The following is a 15,320-nucleotide window of genomic DNA, read 5'->3' as shown; positions in this document are numbered from 1 at the left end:
AACATGGAGCAGAGCACCCAGACCCAGAACGCTATCCTGCAAGCCGCCCAGGACACGGAGAAGCCGCGCAAGCGCTCCAAGCGGCCGCTGATTGCCGGCGCCGTCGCCCTGACCCTGGTGGCGGTTGGAGTGGGTTGGGTGCTGATGGCGCCGTCCACCGAATCCACGGACGATGCCTATATCGCCGCCGACGCCACCTCGGTCGCGCCACGGGTCCACGGCCTGGTGACCGAGGTGCTGGTCAAGGACCACCAGAGCGTCACCGCCGGCCAGCCCCTGGTGCGCATCAACAGCGAAGAGTTCGACAGCCGGGTGACCCTGGCCGAAGGCGACCTGGCCGATAGCCTGGCCCAAGTCGCCCTGGCCCAGGCGGCGCTGACCATCCAGGACGCCGAGCAGCGCCTGGCCAACACCCGGGTACTCGCGGCCCGCACCTCGATCCGCACCACCCAGGCCGAATCCAAGCGCGCCGGGGACGAGCGCAACCGCTTCAACACCCTGGTCAGCACCGGCGCCGTGGCGCGCAACGAAGTGGAGAAATACAGCACCCAGGCGATCTCCGCCGAGCAGAACCACGCCCATGCCCAGGCCATGCTGCAAGTGGCCGAGAACGACCAGGCCGTGACTTCAGCCCAGCGCGAACGCCTGCAGGCGCAATTGCAGATGGCCAAGGCCAAGGTGGTGACCGCCAAGGCCCGGCTGGAGCTGGCGCAGCAGGACCAGAGCCACGCCACCATCTATGCCCCCATGGACGGCACCGTGGGCAATCGCCAGGTCCAGGTGGGCGACTACGTACAGCCGGGCTCGCGCCTGCTGACCCTGGTCCCGCTGCACGAGCTCTACGTCCTGGCCAACTTCAAGGAAACCCAGACCCAGCACATGCTTCCAGGCCAGCCGACGCGCATCAAGATCGACGCCCTGCCGGGAGTCAGCATTACCGGCACCGTGGAAAGCCTGGCCCCGGGCTCGGGCTCGACCTTCGCCCTGCTGCCCTTCGAGCCGGGCACCGGCAACTTCACCAAGATCGTCCAGCGGGTGCCGGTGCGCATCCGCTTCGATGCCGACCAGCCAGGCCTGGAACGGCTGCGTCCGGGCCTGTCGGTGATCGCCAAGGTCGACCTGGACGAACCCCAGCAGCGCAACGCAGGCGGTACCCACTCCGAGCTCAAGGTCAGCGCCAACAGCCAGTGAAGCTCACGCCCACTGCCGGTCGCCATGCTCCAGGCGGCCGGCAGGCGCCAGGCCCATGGCCCTGGCGGCGGTACACACTACTCGGCGGTGGAAGGTTTTTCCCACAGGTTGATCCGCCCTTCCCGGGCGAAATGATCGATTTCCGCCAGCTCCTCCACGCTGAAGCCCAGGTTCTGCAAGGCCCCGACGTTCTCGACGATCTGCTCCGGCCGGCTGGCGCCGATCAGGGCCGAGGTCACCCGCGGATCCCGCAGGGTCCAGGCCAGGGCCAACTGGGCCAGGCTCTGCCCACGGTTCCGGGCAATATCGTTGAGGGCCCGCACATGGGCGATGTTGGTCTCGGACAAGTGGGAGGCCTGCAATGATCCGCCGCCAGGACGGTTGACCCGCGCATCCTCGGGAATGCCGTCCAGGTACTTGTCGGTGAGCAATCCCTGGGCCAGCGGGGTGAAGGCGATCACTCCCACGCCGAGCTCCTCGGTGGTCTCCAGCAGGTCCCTTTCCACCCAGCGATTGAGCATGTTGTAGGCCGGTTGGTGGATCAGCAGCGGCACCTTCCACTCCTTGAGCAAGGCGACCATCTCCCGGGTCTTCGCTCCGGAGTAGGAAGAGATACCGATGTACAGCGCCTTGCCCTGCTGCACCGCGCTGGCCAGGGCGCTGGCGGTTTCCTCCAGGGGCGTGTCCGGGTCGAAGCGATGGGAATAGAAGATATCCACATAGTCCAGGCCCATGCGCTGCAGGCTCTGGTCGAGGCTGGCCAGCACGTACTTGCGCGAGCCGCCGCCCTGGCCGTAGGGCCCGGGCCACATGTCCCAACCGGCCTTGCTGGAAATGATCAGCTCATCGCGATAGGCCTGGAAATCCTCGCGCAGCAGACGGCCGAAATTGATCTCGGCGCTGCCATAGGGCGGGCCGTAGTTGTTGGCCAGGTCGAAATGGTTGATGCCCAGGTCGAAGGCCGTGCGCAGCAAGGCACGCTGGGTATCGATCGGCGTGCTGTCGCCGAAGTTGTGCCACAACCCCAGGGACAGGGCCGGCAGCACCAGGCCACTGCGGCCGACGCGGCGATAGGGCATGGAGTCGTAGCGATGTTCAGCAGCTGAATAAGTCATCGAATCCTCATCTGGACTGGGGCCACCTCTGGATGGCCGGTTCCGGCATGGCGGCTGGCGCAACGGCCAGCCTCCTCCTGTTGTTGTGAACTACCTCGTTCAAGGCAGTTCCGCAAAACCGCAACGATATGAGATGCCGTATTTCATACCGAATTCATACTTAATTTCGTACTATAAAATCGCTGGAAAACAAACTTTTGCTCAGTTTTCAGCCAAAAAATTGCTTGCCCACAGGGCATCAGGCCCCAGGCTTCCTACAGCAGCGAGAAGCCCCGTATTTACTGGGTTAAACCCCGTGAATGGCATTGAACGAGGCGTAACGACTGGCGCTTCGTACCACGAAGCCCAGACCATGCGACCTTGAAATCGACGGATCGAAGAATCGCGCCGAAAAGCACGACATGAAATACTTTACGTACCACGTAGCACAATACGAAATCATCCTTAGTAGCTAATGGCAATTTGCCTTTTCAGCCCCTGGACGATGCTCAAAAGTAGCCACACCGGCCCCTGAGGCAAAAACCGCCGCCAACACCGGTCCTGGAGAAATACCCAGGGCTCGCAGTCGCTGACACTCACCTGCAACGCGCAAAAAATTCGCCGAAAGCCATACGCCAGCCAGTCAAGCGAGTTGAGCTCCTGAAGGAGCAGCCGGTCGATGCTCGATTGCTCGCGATGGTCGTTAACGGTTGCGCGTATTGACTGGAAAACGCAGCGTCCTGGCCTTCACCGCGGGCAAGCCGCGCTCCTGACATTGCCTTGACCGATCGGCATCAGGCAGGCCGCATCCATTGTTTATAGACGGCAAAAACCACTCCTGCCCGGGCCGTGGCAGCCACCGTCGGCAGGAAAAAACAGCCCGTGACTGGCCTGTGGAAAGGGGCGCTCCAGGCGCCCGGAAGCGCGGGAGTGGGTCAGCCGGCTTCGGCGAAGACCTGGGCCAGCCAGTCGACGAACACCCGCACCCGTGGCGCAAGCTGGCGGTTGTAGGGGTAGACCACCGATACCGGCATCGGCGGTGGCGGGGTGTCGGCGAGGATCTCGCGCATCAATCCTCGGGCCAGGGAGTCGGCCAGGTGGTAGCGCGGACATTGGATGATGCCCAGCCCGGCCAGGGCCGCGGCGCCGTAGACCTGGGCACCGGATACCGAGAGCGCGCCATCGATGGCCAATTCACGCCGCTCGCCAGCCACCATGAATTCGACCAGGAGGCCTCGCGGCTGGTGGTGCAGTTGCGCCAGGCCGGCCACCAGACCATCGCCGCCAGCGTCGCCTCCCTGGCCAGCCCCGCGGCCGGCTGGATCAACGGCCAGGTGCTGCGGGCCAACGGCGGGCTGGTTTGAGACCTATGCTGGATAACAGGGCCGCCGGACTCTTTCCGGCCTGTCGGCTGGCGCCAGGAGATGCCCCTCATGCACACCACCATCGTCATTGCCTTCGGCCTGCTCCTGCTGGCCCTGGTGCTGTATATCGGTGAACGGCTGGGCTTCGGCCAACAGACCCTGGGCTATGTCTTTTGCGGGCTATGGCTGGCGTTGAGCGTGCTCAACGGTGCGGTGGGAGTGGTCAGCGCCAAGCAGCCCCTGGGTTCGGAACTGCTGGTCGGCTGCCTGGTGTTCGCCCTGCCGGTGGCCGCCCTGGGGCTGTACCTGGCCATGGGCGGAGCGAAGGCTTGAGCCGCCGGCCAGGGGCAGCAGCGCCCCCGGCCGCGAGGCTCTGGATCAACGCACCAGATGCAGGAACTGCATGTGGCGTTCGTACTGGTCGAGGATATCGTTGATGATCTGCTCCTTGCTGTAGCCCATCAGGTCGTAGTCCTGGCTACCCTCGGACAGATGCACCTCGGCACGGTAGTAACGGCGGTTGCGCAGCTCTTTCGGGCCCATGCCGCCCCGGGCGAAGGACGGGGTGAAGTAACCGCGCATCTGCACCTGGTAGACGAACGGATGCTGGTCGCCGTGGCCGATTTCCAGGCTGACGCTGTCGTTGGCCGGATCGGGCTGGGTGATCACGTTCAGGCCCTTCTCGACGAATACCGCCGTCACCTCCTCGATGGCCGGGCGCACGGTCTGGTCGAGGAAGCGATACACCTCGTCCCGCGACGGGAAATGCACCGCCTGGCTCAAGCGCTGGCGCCAACCACCCCGGCCCCGGCGCGAGGCCGATACCGGCGCCAGGGAATGCAGCTGGGCGATGCGCTTCTGCGACTCCATGTAGAACGCCTTGTGCAGGCCCCACATCATCAACAGCAGGATCAGCGAGAACGGCAGCGAGGTCAGGACCACCGCCGACTTCAGCGAATCGACGCTACCGGCGAACAGCAACCCGCTGGTGACCAGGGCGGTCATCGCGCCCCAGAACACCCGCAGCCATTTCGGGCCGTCTTCGTCCGCGCTGCCGCCCCGCGCCGACAGGGTGGAGAGCACCACGGTGCCGGAGTCCGCCGAGGTGACGAAGAACACGAAGCTGATGAACACCGTGACCGCGATCACGGTCTTGCTCCAGGGGTAGGTCTCCAGCAACAGGTAGAGGGTCATCGACGGATTGTCGATGGCCGACATGCCCAGGGCGCTCATGCCATGGTTGAGCACCTGGTCGATGGCGCTGTTGCCGAAGATCGACATCCACGCCAGGGTGAAGCCCAGGGGAATCAGCAGCACGCCGAAGACGAATTCACGGATAGTCCGGCCCCGGGAAATCCGCGCGATGAACAGCCCCACGAACGGCGACCAGGCAATCCACCAGGCCCAGTAGAACACCGTCCAGCCACCCAGCCAGTCGCTGGGCTTGTCGTAGGCGTAGACGTCGAAGCTCTTGGCCGGCAGCGCGCCCAGGTAGTCACCCAGGTTCTGGATCAGGGTATTGAGCAGATGCTGGGTCGGGCCGGCGAACAGCACGAACAGCAGCAGCGCCACCGCCAGCAGCATGTTGATGTCGGACATCACCCGCACACCCTTGTCGACCCCGGATACCGCCACGGTGATCGCCGCGCCCATCATCAAGGTGATCAACAAGACCTGGATCCATTGGGTATGGGCGATGCCGAACAGGTAGTCGAGGCCGGAGTTCAGGTGCAACACGCCAAACCCCATGTCGGCGCCCAGGCCGAACACCGTGGCGATGATGCCGAAGCCATCCACCGCATAGCCGATGGGGCCATTGATGCGCTTGCCGATCAACGGATATAGCGCCGAACGCAGGGCCAGCGGCAGGTTATGCCGGTAGGCGAAATACGCCAGGGCCATGCCGACGAAGGCGAACACGCCCCAGCCATGCAGGCCCCAGTGCAGGAATAGCAACTGCATGCCCTGGCGCGCCGCCTCCACCGTGCCCGCCTCGCCCTTGGGCGGCTGGAGCATGTGGGTCAGGGGTTCGGAAACGCAGAAAAAGAACAGGGTGATGCTGATCCCGGCGGCGAACAGCATGCCGGCCCAGGACAGGTAGCTGAACTCGGGTTCGTCGTGGTCGGCACCGAGCTTGATCTTGCCGTAGCCGGACAGGGCGGTGACCACCACGAAGACCAGGTACAGGGTCATGGCCAGCATGTAGTACCAGCCGACCGTATTGGCCGCCCAGTTCTGCGCGGCCAGCAGCCAGGCACCGGCCTGTTCCGGCAGGCCGATCACCACCACGCCGAAGATCAGGATGAAGCTGGCGGCGAAGTAGAACACCGGGGGATTCATGCGAACCAGGCTGTTCGCGGGGGTGGATGATGCACTCATCAATGGCGCACCTCGAAGGGGTGAAACATGGCTGAAATGTACGGACTCAGCAAAGGCAAGCCTCCTGTTGTGAGCGGGCAGCGAACCACCGGTTTAACTTGAACAAGCGTTCAAGTTAAACATGGATAAGGGGTTCAGGACCAATTGCAGGGCTCAGCGGTACTGTCAGTACGCTAGCTCAAGGAAGGGTATGACGTATGCCGGGCGCAATCGTTCAGCGCTGCGACCGCACCGGATGCGAGAAAGCCCGGCCGGCCCCGGAAGGCCCTGCCGGGCATGCGCAGCCGCTTCGTGTAGCCGCTGTCGCAGGCTGCGCACGGGCGCGCAGCGGCGGCAAATTGGGGATGGCAGGGCCAGCGGGCCATGCAAGCCCGCCAGCGGCCACAGGTTACTTCTGCGAACCGTCGTCGTGCTGCAGGTTGGCCTGGGTCAGGTTGCAGCCCGCCGGCACGCTGCGGGTCAGCCAGACGTTGCCGCCGATGGTCGAGCCCTTGCCGATGGTGATGCGTCCGAGAATGGTCGCGCCGGCGTAGATCACCACGTCGTCCTCGACGATCGGGTGGCGCGGATGGCCCTTCTGCAACTGGCCGTCCTCGTCCGCCGGGAAGCGCTTGGCCCCTAGGGTCACCGCCTGGTAGATGCGCACCCGCTCGCCGATGATCGCGGTCTCGCCGATCACCACGCCGGTACCGTGGTCGATGAAGAAGCTCTTGCCGATCTGCGCCCCCGGGTGGATGTCGATACCGGTGGCCGAGTGGGCGATTTCCGAGCTGATCCGCGCCAGCAGCGGCAGCCCGGCACCATACAAGTGGTGCGCCAGGCGATGGTGGATCACCGCCAGGATGCCCGGGTAGCACAACAGCACTTCGTCGACGCTGCGGGCCGCCGGATCGCCGTGGTAAGCGGCCAGCACATCGGTATCCAGCAATACGCGCAGGCCGGGCAAGGCCAGGGCGAAATCCTGGATCAGGCGAATCGCCCGGGCATTGACGTCGGTATCGCTTTCACCGTTCTGCCGGGCCACGTAGCGCAGTTCCAGGCGCGCCTGGGCCAACAAGGCGTTGAGCGCCGCGTCCAGGGTGTGGCCGACGTAGAAATCCTCGCTCTCCTCGCGCAGGTCCACCGGTCCCAGGCGCATGGGGAACAACGCACCGCACAGGGCCTCGAGGATCTCCGCCATGGCCGCCCGCGACGGCAGCTCGCGGCCACCCTGCTCGCCGCTGACCCGACCGTTGCGGCTACGCCACTGATCACGGGCATCGCGCAGTTGACCGACGATGGTCTGCAATTGCCAATGGCTGGAACGCTCGCTCACGATAAGACTCCTAGACTCGGGCGGCCGGACTGTCAGGCCGCGCAAACGGCGATCACTTTACGCCCGGTCACGGCCACCCTTAAGAACTAATTGTGCGCACATATGCATTTTTTGGCATAAGCGATCGGCGGTTGCCCGGCCAAATATCGCTGCCTATAGTCGTTGCACCTTCCCTGTTCCGTGCGGACTCATGATCAAACAACAGCTCGCCCGTTTCGACCGCCTCGACCTGCTCGGCCACGCCACCGCCCTGGAAAAGCTCCAACGCCTGTCGGCCTGGACCGGCCGCGACATCTACATCAAGCGCGATGACACCACGCCCCTGGCCATGGGCGGCAACAAGCTGCGCAAGCTCGAATACCTGGCGGCCGATGCCCTGGCCCAGGGTGCCGACACCCTGGTCACCGCCGGGGCCATCCAGTCCAACCACGTACGCCAGACCGCGGCCCTGGCCGCCCAACTGGGCCTGGGTTGCGTCGCCCTGCTGGAAAACCCCACCGGCACCGACGATGCCAACTACCTGGGCAACGGCAACCGCCTGCTGCTGGAACTGTTCGATGCCAAGGTCGAGCTGGTGGACAACCTCGACCAGGCCGACGAGCAGCTCCAGGCCCTGGCCGCGCGCCTGCGCAGCAACGGCAAGAAGCCCTACCTGGTGCCCATCGGCGGTTCCAATGCCCTGGGCGCCCTGGGCTACGTGCGCGCCGGCCTGGAGCTGGCGCAACAGATCGAGGACAGCGGCCTGCGCTTTGCCGCCGTGGTCCTGGCCTCCGGCAGCGCCGGCACCCACAGCGGCCTGGCCCTGGGCCTGAGCGAAGCCTTGCCGCAACTGCCGGTGATCGGCGTTACCGTCTCGCGCACCGAGGAAGACCAGCGCCCCAAGGTCCAGGGGCTGGCCGAGCGCACCGCCGAACTACTGGGCGTGCCGTTGCCGCAGAGTTTCAACGTGCAGCTGTGGGATGAGTATTTCGCCCCGCGCTATGGCGAGCCCAATGCCGGCACCCTGGCCGCAGTCAAGCTCCTGGCCAGCCAGGAGGGCTTGCTGCTGGACCCGGTCTACACCGGCAAGGCCATGGCCGGGTTGCTGGACGGCATCGGTCGCCAGCGATTCGACGAGGGCCCGATCCTGTTCCTGCACACCGGCGGAGCCCCGGCGCTGTTCGCTTATGCCGGGGCCTTCAGCTGAAGATCAGAGCAAGGAAATACATCGGCAAAGGCGAACGCCTTGCGCTCGTGCGCAGCCGGCGGCAGCGACTGCGAAAGACGGATCAAATATTCCCCACAGGAATATAAGTGTGAATTTATATTATTTTTACATCTATAAAAGAGCACCTATAGTCGCGCCGCAGGCGAATTTGCCGGGAGACGCATACGCTGCATTTAGGGCAGGATGAAACCTGCATTCCGGCTCACCGTTCGACCCGCACCACCCATTCGCATCGTGCATAAGAAACCACAGGGGCTTGTCATGAATCTTTCCGTACTGCGTCGCAATCTGCTGATTGGCACACTGGGCCTGGCCCTCGGTGCCGGACTGATGGGGCAAGCGGTTGCCGGCGAGCAACTGCAGAAGATCAAGGACGCGGGCGTGATCAACGTCGGCCTGGAAGGCACCTACCCACCGTTCAGCTACGTCGACGAAAACGGCAAGCTGACCGGCTTCGAAGTGGAATTCTCCGAAGCCTTGGCCAACAAGCTCGGGGTCAAGGTCAAGTTGCAGCCGACCAAGTGGGACGGCATCCTCGCGGCCCTGGAATCCAAGCGCCTGGACGCCGTGGTCAACCAGGTGACCATTTCCGAGGAGCGCAAGAAGAAATACGACTTTTCCACTCCCTACACCGTCTCCGGCATCCAGGCCCTGACCCAGAAGAAGGACGAGGGCAAGTTCAAGACCGCCGCCGACCTGGCCGGGCACAAGGTCGGGGTGGGCCTGGGCACCAACTACGAGCAATGGCTGAAGGACAACGTGCCCAACGCCATCATCAAGACCTACGACGACGATCCGACCAAGTACCAGGACCTGCGTGTAGGCCGTATCGAAGCCATCCTGGTGGACCGCCTGGCGGCCTTCGAGCTGATCAAGAAAACCAAGGACACCCTGGTGGTCTCCGGCGACCCCTTCTCCCGCCAGGAATCCGGCGTGGCCCTGCGCAAGGGCGAACCGGAGCTGCTGGCCGCAGTGAACAAGGCGATCGAGGAGCTGCGGGCCGATGGCACGCTGAAGAAACTCTCGGAAAAATACTTCAACGCTGACGTCACCCAATAATGGAAGCAGGCCTGCAACTGGCGCTGGACTCGGCGCCATTCCTGCTCAAGGGCGCGTACTACACGGTGATCCTGAGCCTGGGCGGCATGTTCTTCGGACTGCTGCTGGGCTTCGGCCTGGCCTTGATGCGCTTGTCGCGCTTCGCGCTGGTGAGCTGGATCGCCCGGATCTACGTGTCGTTCTTTCGCGGCACGCCGCTCTTGGTGCAGCTCTTCGTGATCTACTACGGCCTGCCGCAACTGGGACTGGAGCTGGACCCGCTGCCTGCGGCGCTGATCGGCTTCTCCCTGAACATGGCGGCCTACGCCTGTGAAATCCTCAGGGCCGCCATCGGCTCCATAGAGCGTGGCCAGTGGGAGGCCGCCGCCAGCATCGGCATGACCCGGGCCCAGACCCTGCGCCGGGCGATCCTGCCGCAAGCCATGCGCACCGCCCTGCCGCCTCTGGGCAACAGCTTCATCTCGCTGGTCAAGGACACCGCCCTGGCCGCCACCATCCAGGTCCCGGAACTGTTCCGCCAGGCGCAGCTGATCACCGCCCGGACCTTCGAAATCTTCACCATGTATCTTGCCGCCGCTCTGATCTACTGGGTCCTGGCCAGTGTGCTCGCGCACCTGCAGCACCGTCTGGAAGAGCGGGTCAATCGGCACGACCAGGAGTCTTGAACCCATGATCGTGGTGGAAAAACTGACCAAGCAGTTCAAGGGCCAGACGGTGCTCAATGGCATCGACCTGGAGGTCAAGGAAGGCGAAGTGGTGGCCATCATCGGCCCCAGTGGCTCGGGCAAGACCACCTTCCTGCGTTGCCTGAACTTCCTCGAACAGCCCACCAGCGGCCGGGTCCGCATCGGCGACATCGCCATCGACAGCAATGTCCCGCTGAGCCAGCAGCAAGGGCGGATCCGCCAACTGCGCCAGCAAGTGGGTTTCGTGTTCCAGAACTTCAACCTGTTCCCCCACCGCACCGCCCTGGAGAACGTCGTCGAGGGCCCGCTGGTGGTGAAGAAGACCCCACGCGAGCAGGCCCTGGCCCTGGGCCGCAAGCTCCTGGCCAAGGTCGGCCTGGCGGGCAAGGAAGACGCCTACCCCAGGCGCCTGTCCGGTGGCCAGCAGCAGCGGGTGGCGATCGCCCGGGCCCTGGCCATGGAACCCAAGGTGATCCTGTTCGACGAACCCACCTCGGCCCTGGACCCGGAATTGGTGGGCGAAGTGCTGGCGACCATCCGCGGCCTGGCCGAGGAGAAACGCACCATGGTCATCGTCACCCACGAGATGAGCTTCGCCCGCGACGTGGCCAACCGGGTGATCTTCTTCGACAAGGGGGTGATCGTCGAACAGGGCGAAGCCAAGGCCCTGTTCGCCCACCCCCGGGAAGAACGCACCCGGCAGTTCCTCAGCAAGTTCCTCACCTCGGCCTGACCCTCCAAACCCCAAGGCCGCTACGCAACCTGCGGCAGCGGCCAAGCCAAACGCCACCCTCGCCTGTAGTCGTTGCCGAGCTGCGCCAAGGCCCGCAGGGCCTTCAAACCCCAAAACCCACAGCCGCTGCGCACCCATGCGCAGCCTGCGGCAGCGGCTGCACAAGCCCCGATACCCACACGCCCAATGCCCCGCCTGACGTATACGTAACCCTCTTCTATGCATATTCCTAAAAGTTAGTTTATTTAATTTTTATCCACGTTTAGGGTATATGCCACCGGACCACCGGACATTCTTGATCCTGATTTCGCCGCATGACGCGGCCTATCCAAAGATGTGAGGTAGGTATGGTTCGGAACACAATCACCCCAGTGCAGATCGCCAGGGCATTGCGTGCAGCCAAGGAGTGGCACTGATGTCCAGTCTGGTAGAAGCACAGGTCCAGAGCGACCTGGACATTGCCCCCTTGTTGTTGCCCGCACAGGTATTGCTCAACGACGCCGAGGCCCTGCAAGCCGCCCATGAACTGGCCGATGCGGCACGCCAGCAGGCCGCCCAGCGCGACCGCCAGCGCAAGCTGCCCTGGGCGCTGGTCGAGCAGTTCACCCGCAGCGGCCTGGGCAGTATCGCCATTCCCCGGGCCTATGGCGGGCCCCAGGTGTCCTACGTGACCGTGGCCGAGGTCTTCGCGATCATTTCCGCGGCGGACCCGGCCCTCGGGCAGATCCCGCAGAACCAGTTCGGGATCCTCAACCTGATTCTCGGTTGCGGCACCGAGCGCCAGAAGAAACAACTGCTGCAAAGCGTCCTGGAAGGCTGGCGCATCGGCAATGCCGGCCCGGAACGCGGCACCAAGAACACCCTGGAGCTCAAGGCGCGGATCAGCGCCGACGCCGACGGCCATGTGCTCAATGGCCAGAAGTTCTATTCCACCGGTGCGCTGTTCGCCCACTGGGTGGCGGTCAAGGCGCTCAACGACGACGGTCGCCAGGTCCTGGCCTTCGTCCGCCGTGGCACTCCGGGGCTGCGCATCATCGATGACTGGTCGGGCTTCGGCCAGCGCACCACCGCCAGCGGCACCATCTTGCTGAACAACGTGCGGGTGGACTCCGAGCTGGTGCTGGACAACTGGAAGATCAACGAGACCCCGAACATCCAGGGCGCCGCCTCGCAACTGATCCAGGCCGCCATCGACGCCGGGATCGCCCGTGAAGCCCTGGCCGATGCCATTGGCTTCGTCCGTGAACGCTCGCGGCCGTGGATCGACGCCAACGTCGAACGGGCCAGCGACGACCTCTATGTGATCGCCGACATCGGCAAGCTGCAGATCGAACTGCACGCCGCCGAGGCCCTGCTGCGCAAGGCCGGCCAAGTGCTGGACCAGGTCAGCGCGGCACCGGTCACCGTCGAGTCCGCGGCCCGCGCCTCCATCGCCGTGGCCGAAGCCAAGGTGCTGACCACCGAGATCTCCCTGCAAGCCAGCGAGAAACTGTTCGAGCTGGCCGGCAGCCGCGCCACCCTCGCCGAATTCAACCTTGACCGTCACTGGCGCAACGCCCGGGTGCACACCCTGCACGACCCGGTGCGCTGGAAGTACCACGCCGTGGGCGCCTATCACCTGAACGGCACGCTGCCGGCCCGTCATTCCTGGATTTAACCGCCCAGAACGCTTTTGACCAGATCTCTGGAGAAACACATGTCTCTTTCTCAACACGTCGCGGTCATCACCAGCGACGAGCAAGCCCTGATTGTCGCCAGCGACCTGGCGGAAGATTTCAAGCGCGACAGCGCCCTGCGCGATCGCGAGCGGCGCCTGCCGCACCCCGAGCTGGAAGCCTTCAGCCGCTCCGGCCTGTGGGGTATCAGCGTACCCAAGGAATACGGCGGCGCTGGCGTCTCCAACGTCACCCTGGCCAAGGTCACAGCGCTGATCGCCGAGGCCGACGCCTCCCTGGGCCAGATCCCGCAAAACCATTTCTATGCCCTCGAAGTGCTGCGGGTGAACGGCAGCGAGCAGCAGAAGCAACGGCTGTACGCCGAGGTCCTGGCCGGCCGACGCTTCGGCAACGCCCTGGCCGAGCTGGGTACCAAGACCGCCCACGACCGCACCACCCGCCTGAGCCGCGACCGCAGCGGCCAGGGCTACCGCATCGACGGGCGCAAGTTCTACGCCACCGGCGCCATCTACGCCCAGCGCATCCCTACCTCGGTGGTGGATGAGGACGGCATCCAGCAACTGGCCTTCGTCCCCGCCGACAGCCAGGGCCTGAACGTGATCGACGACTGGAGCGGCTTCGGCCAGCGCACCACCGGCAGTGGCTCGGTGGTCTTCGAAAGCGTGGCGGTGGACGCCGCCGACGTGGTGCCGTTCCAGAGCGCCTTCGAGCGTCCGACCCCGGTCGGCCCCCTGGCGCAGATTCTCCACGCCGCCATCGACACCGGCATCGCCCGCGCCGCCTACGAAGACGCCCTGCGCTTCGTACGGACCAAGAGCCGGCCGTGGATCGATTCCGGCCACGACAAGGCCACCGACGACCCGCTGACCATCAAGAGCTTCGGCCACCTGAGCATTCGCCTGCACGCCACCGAGGCCCTGCTGGAACGGGCCGGGGAATTCCTCGACCGCGCCCAGGCCCAGACCAACGCCGAGACCGTGGCGGCCGCCTCCATCGCCGTGGCCGAGGCCCGGGCCCTGAGCACGGAGATTTCCCTGGCCGCCGGCAGCACCCTGTTCGAACTGGCCGGCAGCCAGGCGACCCTGGCCGAGTACGGCCTGGACCGCCACTGGCGCAATGCCCGGGTGCACACCCTGCACGACCCGGTGCGCTGGAAGTACCACGCCGTGGGCAACTACTACCTCAACCAGCAGAACCCGCCACTGCGGGGGACCATCTGATGAGCGCCCTCGCCCCCACCAAGAAGAAGATCCTGCTCAACGCCTTCAACATGAACTGCGTCGGGCACATCAACCACGGCCTGTGGACCCACCCACGGGACAACTCCACCCAGTACCAGAGCCTCGAGTACTGGACCGAGCTGGCCCAGTTGCTGGAGCGCGGGCTGTTCGACGGGCTGTTCATCGCCGACATCGTCGGGGTCTACGACGTCTACCAGGACTCGGTGGACGTGACGCTCAAGGAGTCGATCCAGCTGCCGGTCAACGACCCGCTGCTGCTGGTCTCGGCCATGGCCGCGGTCACCCGCAACCTGGGGTTCGGCCTCACCGCCAACCTCACCTACGAGGCGCCCTACCTGTTCGCCCGCAGGCTTTCCACCCTCGACCACCTGAGCCGTGGCCGGGTCGGCTGGAACATCGTCACCGGCTACCTGGACAGCGCCGCCCAGGCCATGGGCCTCAAGGAGCAGATCGAGCACGACCGCCGCTACGACCAGGCCGATGAATACCTGGAGGTGCTGTACAAGCTCTGGGAAGGCAGCTGGGAGGACGACGCCGTGGTCAACGACCGTGAGCAGCGCATCTATGCCCGGCCGGACAAGGTGCACAAGGTCGAGCACCAGGGCGAGTTCTACCAGGTCAGCGGTTATCACCTGTGCGAGCCCTCGCCCCAGCGCACCCCGGTGCTGTTCCAGGCCGGCAGCTCGGAGCGCGGCCTGGTGTTCGCCGGACGCCACGCCGAATGCGTGTTCATCAGCGGGCAGAACAAGGCCGCGACCAAGGCCCAGGTGGACAAGGTCCGCGCCAGTGCCGTGGCCGCCGGGCGCAATCCCGAGGACATCAAGATCTTCATGGGCCTGAACGTGATCGTCGGGGCCACCGAGGAGCTGGCCTGGAAGAAGCACGCCGAGTACCGCAGCCATGCCAGCGCCGAGGCCGGGGTCGCGCATTTTTCCGCCTCCACCGGCATCGACTTCGCCCAGTACGAGCTCGACGAACCTATCCAGTACGTGAAGAACAACGCCATCCAGTCGGCCACCAAGCACCTGCAGAACAACGACTGGACCCGGCGCAAGCTCCTGGAGCAGCACGCCCTGGGCGGACGCTATTTCACCGTGGTCGGTTCACCGCAGCAGGTGGCCGACGACCTGGAATCCTGGATCGCCGAGACCGGCCTGGACGGCTTCAACCTGACCCGCATCGTCACCCCGGAAAGCTATGTCGACTTCATCGACCTGGTGATCCCGGAGCTGCAACGACGCGGGTCCTACAAGACCGCCTACGAGACCGGGACCCTGCGCGAAAAGCTCTTTCACCAGGACCGCAAGCTGCCCGCTCGCCACACCGGTGCGGCCTACCGCCGCTAACGGCATGCGGGCAAGCCGGATCGCCGCCC

Annotated in this window: 12 protein-coding genes and 1 pseudogene; 9 read left to right on the top strand and 4 right to left on the bottom strand. The window is 64.9% G+C overall.

Going from position 1 to position 15,320, the window contains the following annotated elements:
* The first annotated feature begins 3 nt into the window (after nucleotides 1–3).
* On the top strand, nucleotides 4–1,191 hold the full coding sequence (locus tag AC3WK8_RS12185) for an HlyD family secretion protein (protein WP_103324764.1): 1,188 nt from the start codon (nucleotides 4–6) through the stop codon (nucleotides 1,189–1,191).
* 77 nt (nucleotides 1,192–1,268) lie between these two features.
* Here AC3WK8_RS12185 and mgrA read toward each other — a convergent pair whose 3' ends face one another.
* A complete protein-coding gene (gene mgrA / locus AC3WK8_RS12180) occupies nucleotides 1,269–2,306 on the bottom strand; it encodes an L-glyceraldehyde 3-phosphate reductase (protein WP_053132700.1) in 1,038 nt (345 codons plus the stop codon).
* A 914-nt stretch (nucleotides 2,307–3,220) separates the two neighbouring features.
* Nucleotides 3,221–3,508, bottom strand: a pseudogene (locus AC3WK8_RS12175) (LysR substrate-binding domain-containing protein); the annotation flags it as partial.
* A 210-nt stretch (nucleotides 3,509–3,718) separates the two neighbouring features.
* Here AC3WK8_RS12175 and AC3WK8_RS12170 point away from each other — a divergent pair.
* The gene (locus AC3WK8_RS12170; protein ID WP_085598121.1) at nucleotides 3,719–3,982 is read left to right on the top strand and encodes a hypothetical protein; all 264 of its coding nucleotides are present in this window, start codon (nucleotides 3,719–3,721) and stop codon (nucleotides 3,980–3,982) included.
* 45 nt (nucleotides 3,983–4,027) lie between these two features.
* Here the strand turns inward: AC3WK8_RS12170 and betT are convergent, their stop codons facing one another.
* Nucleotides 4,028–5,989: a choline transporter BetT gene (gene betT / locus AC3WK8_RS12165; RefSeq protein ID WP_177409171.1), complete on the bottom strand. Its 1,962-nt coding sequence runs from the start codon at nucleotides 5,987–5,989 to the stop codon at nucleotides 4,028–4,030.
* Between the two features lie 427 nt (nucleotides 5,990–6,416).
* Nucleotides 6,417–7,343: a serine O-acetyltransferase EpsC gene (gene epsC / locus AC3WK8_RS12160; protein ID WP_022644182.1), complete on the bottom strand. Its 927-nt coding sequence runs from the start codon at nucleotides 7,341–7,343 to the stop codon at nucleotides 6,417–6,419.
* A 190-nt stretch (nucleotides 7,344–7,533) separates the two neighbouring features.
* Between epsC and AC3WK8_RS12155 the strand changes: the two genes are divergently transcribed.
* The 7 genes from AC3WK8_RS12155 (at nucleotide 7,534) to AC3WK8_RS12125 (ending at nucleotide 15,291) form a co-directional block, all read left to right on the top strand.
* Nucleotides 7,534–8,529: a D-cysteine desulfhydrase gene (locus AC3WK8_RS12155; protein WP_103324765.1), complete on the top strand. Its 996-nt coding sequence runs from the start codon at nucleotides 7,534–7,536 to the stop codon at nucleotides 8,527–8,529.
* A 282-nt stretch (nucleotides 8,530–8,811) separates the two neighbouring features.
* Nucleotides 8,812–9,609: a cystine ABC transporter substrate-binding protein gene (gene tcyJ, locus AC3WK8_RS12150; RefSeq protein WP_103324766.1), complete on the top strand. Its 798-nt coding sequence runs from the start codon at nucleotides 8,812–8,814 to the stop codon at nucleotides 9,607–9,609.
* Nucleotides 9,609–10,274, top strand: a complete 666-nt coding sequence (gene tcyL / locus AC3WK8_RS12145; RefSeq protein ID WP_022644179.1) for a cystine ABC transporter permease — start codon at nucleotides 9,609–9,611, stop codon at nucleotides 10,272–10,274. The genes tcyJ and tcyL overlap by 1 nt, the downstream gene beginning before the upstream one ends.
* A gap of 4 nt (nucleotides 10,275–10,278) precedes the next feature.
* Nucleotides 10,279–11,028, top strand: a complete 750-nt coding sequence (gene tcyN / locus AC3WK8_RS12140; RefSeq protein WP_053132714.1) for an L-cystine ABC transporter ATP-binding protein TcyN — start codon at nucleotides 10,279–10,281, stop codon at nucleotides 11,026–11,028.
* A 415-nt stretch (nucleotides 11,029–11,443) separates the two neighbouring features.
* Nucleotides 11,444–12,685, top strand: coding sequence for an SfnB family sulfur acquisition oxidoreductase (locus AC3WK8_RS12135; RefSeq protein WP_103324767.1), 1,242 nt, complete (start codon nucleotides 11,444–11,446; stop codon nucleotides 12,683–12,685).
* Nucleotides 12,686–12,724: 39 nt separating this feature from the next.
* Nucleotides 12,725–13,924, top strand: a complete 1,200-nt coding sequence (locus tag AC3WK8_RS12130) for an SfnB family sulfur acquisition oxidoreductase (protein ID WP_085598116.1) — start codon at nucleotides 12,725–12,727, stop codon at nucleotides 13,922–13,924.
* Nucleotides 13,924–15,291 (top strand): LLM class flavin-dependent oxidoreductase, encoded by a 1,368-nt coding sequence (locus AC3WK8_RS12125; RefSeq protein ID WP_103324768.1) that lies wholly within the window; start codon nucleotides 13,924–13,926, stop codon nucleotides 15,289–15,291. The genes AC3WK8_RS12130 and AC3WK8_RS12125 overlap by 1 nt, the downstream gene beginning before the upstream one ends.
* Nucleotides 15,292–15,320: the final 29 nt, after the last annotated feature.

The organism is Pseudomonas sp. FW507-12TSA, assembly GCF_058781435.1.
The sequence above is the reverse complement of the archived record's forward strand: the minus strand, read 5'-3'. Positions and strand labels throughout refer to the sequence as shown.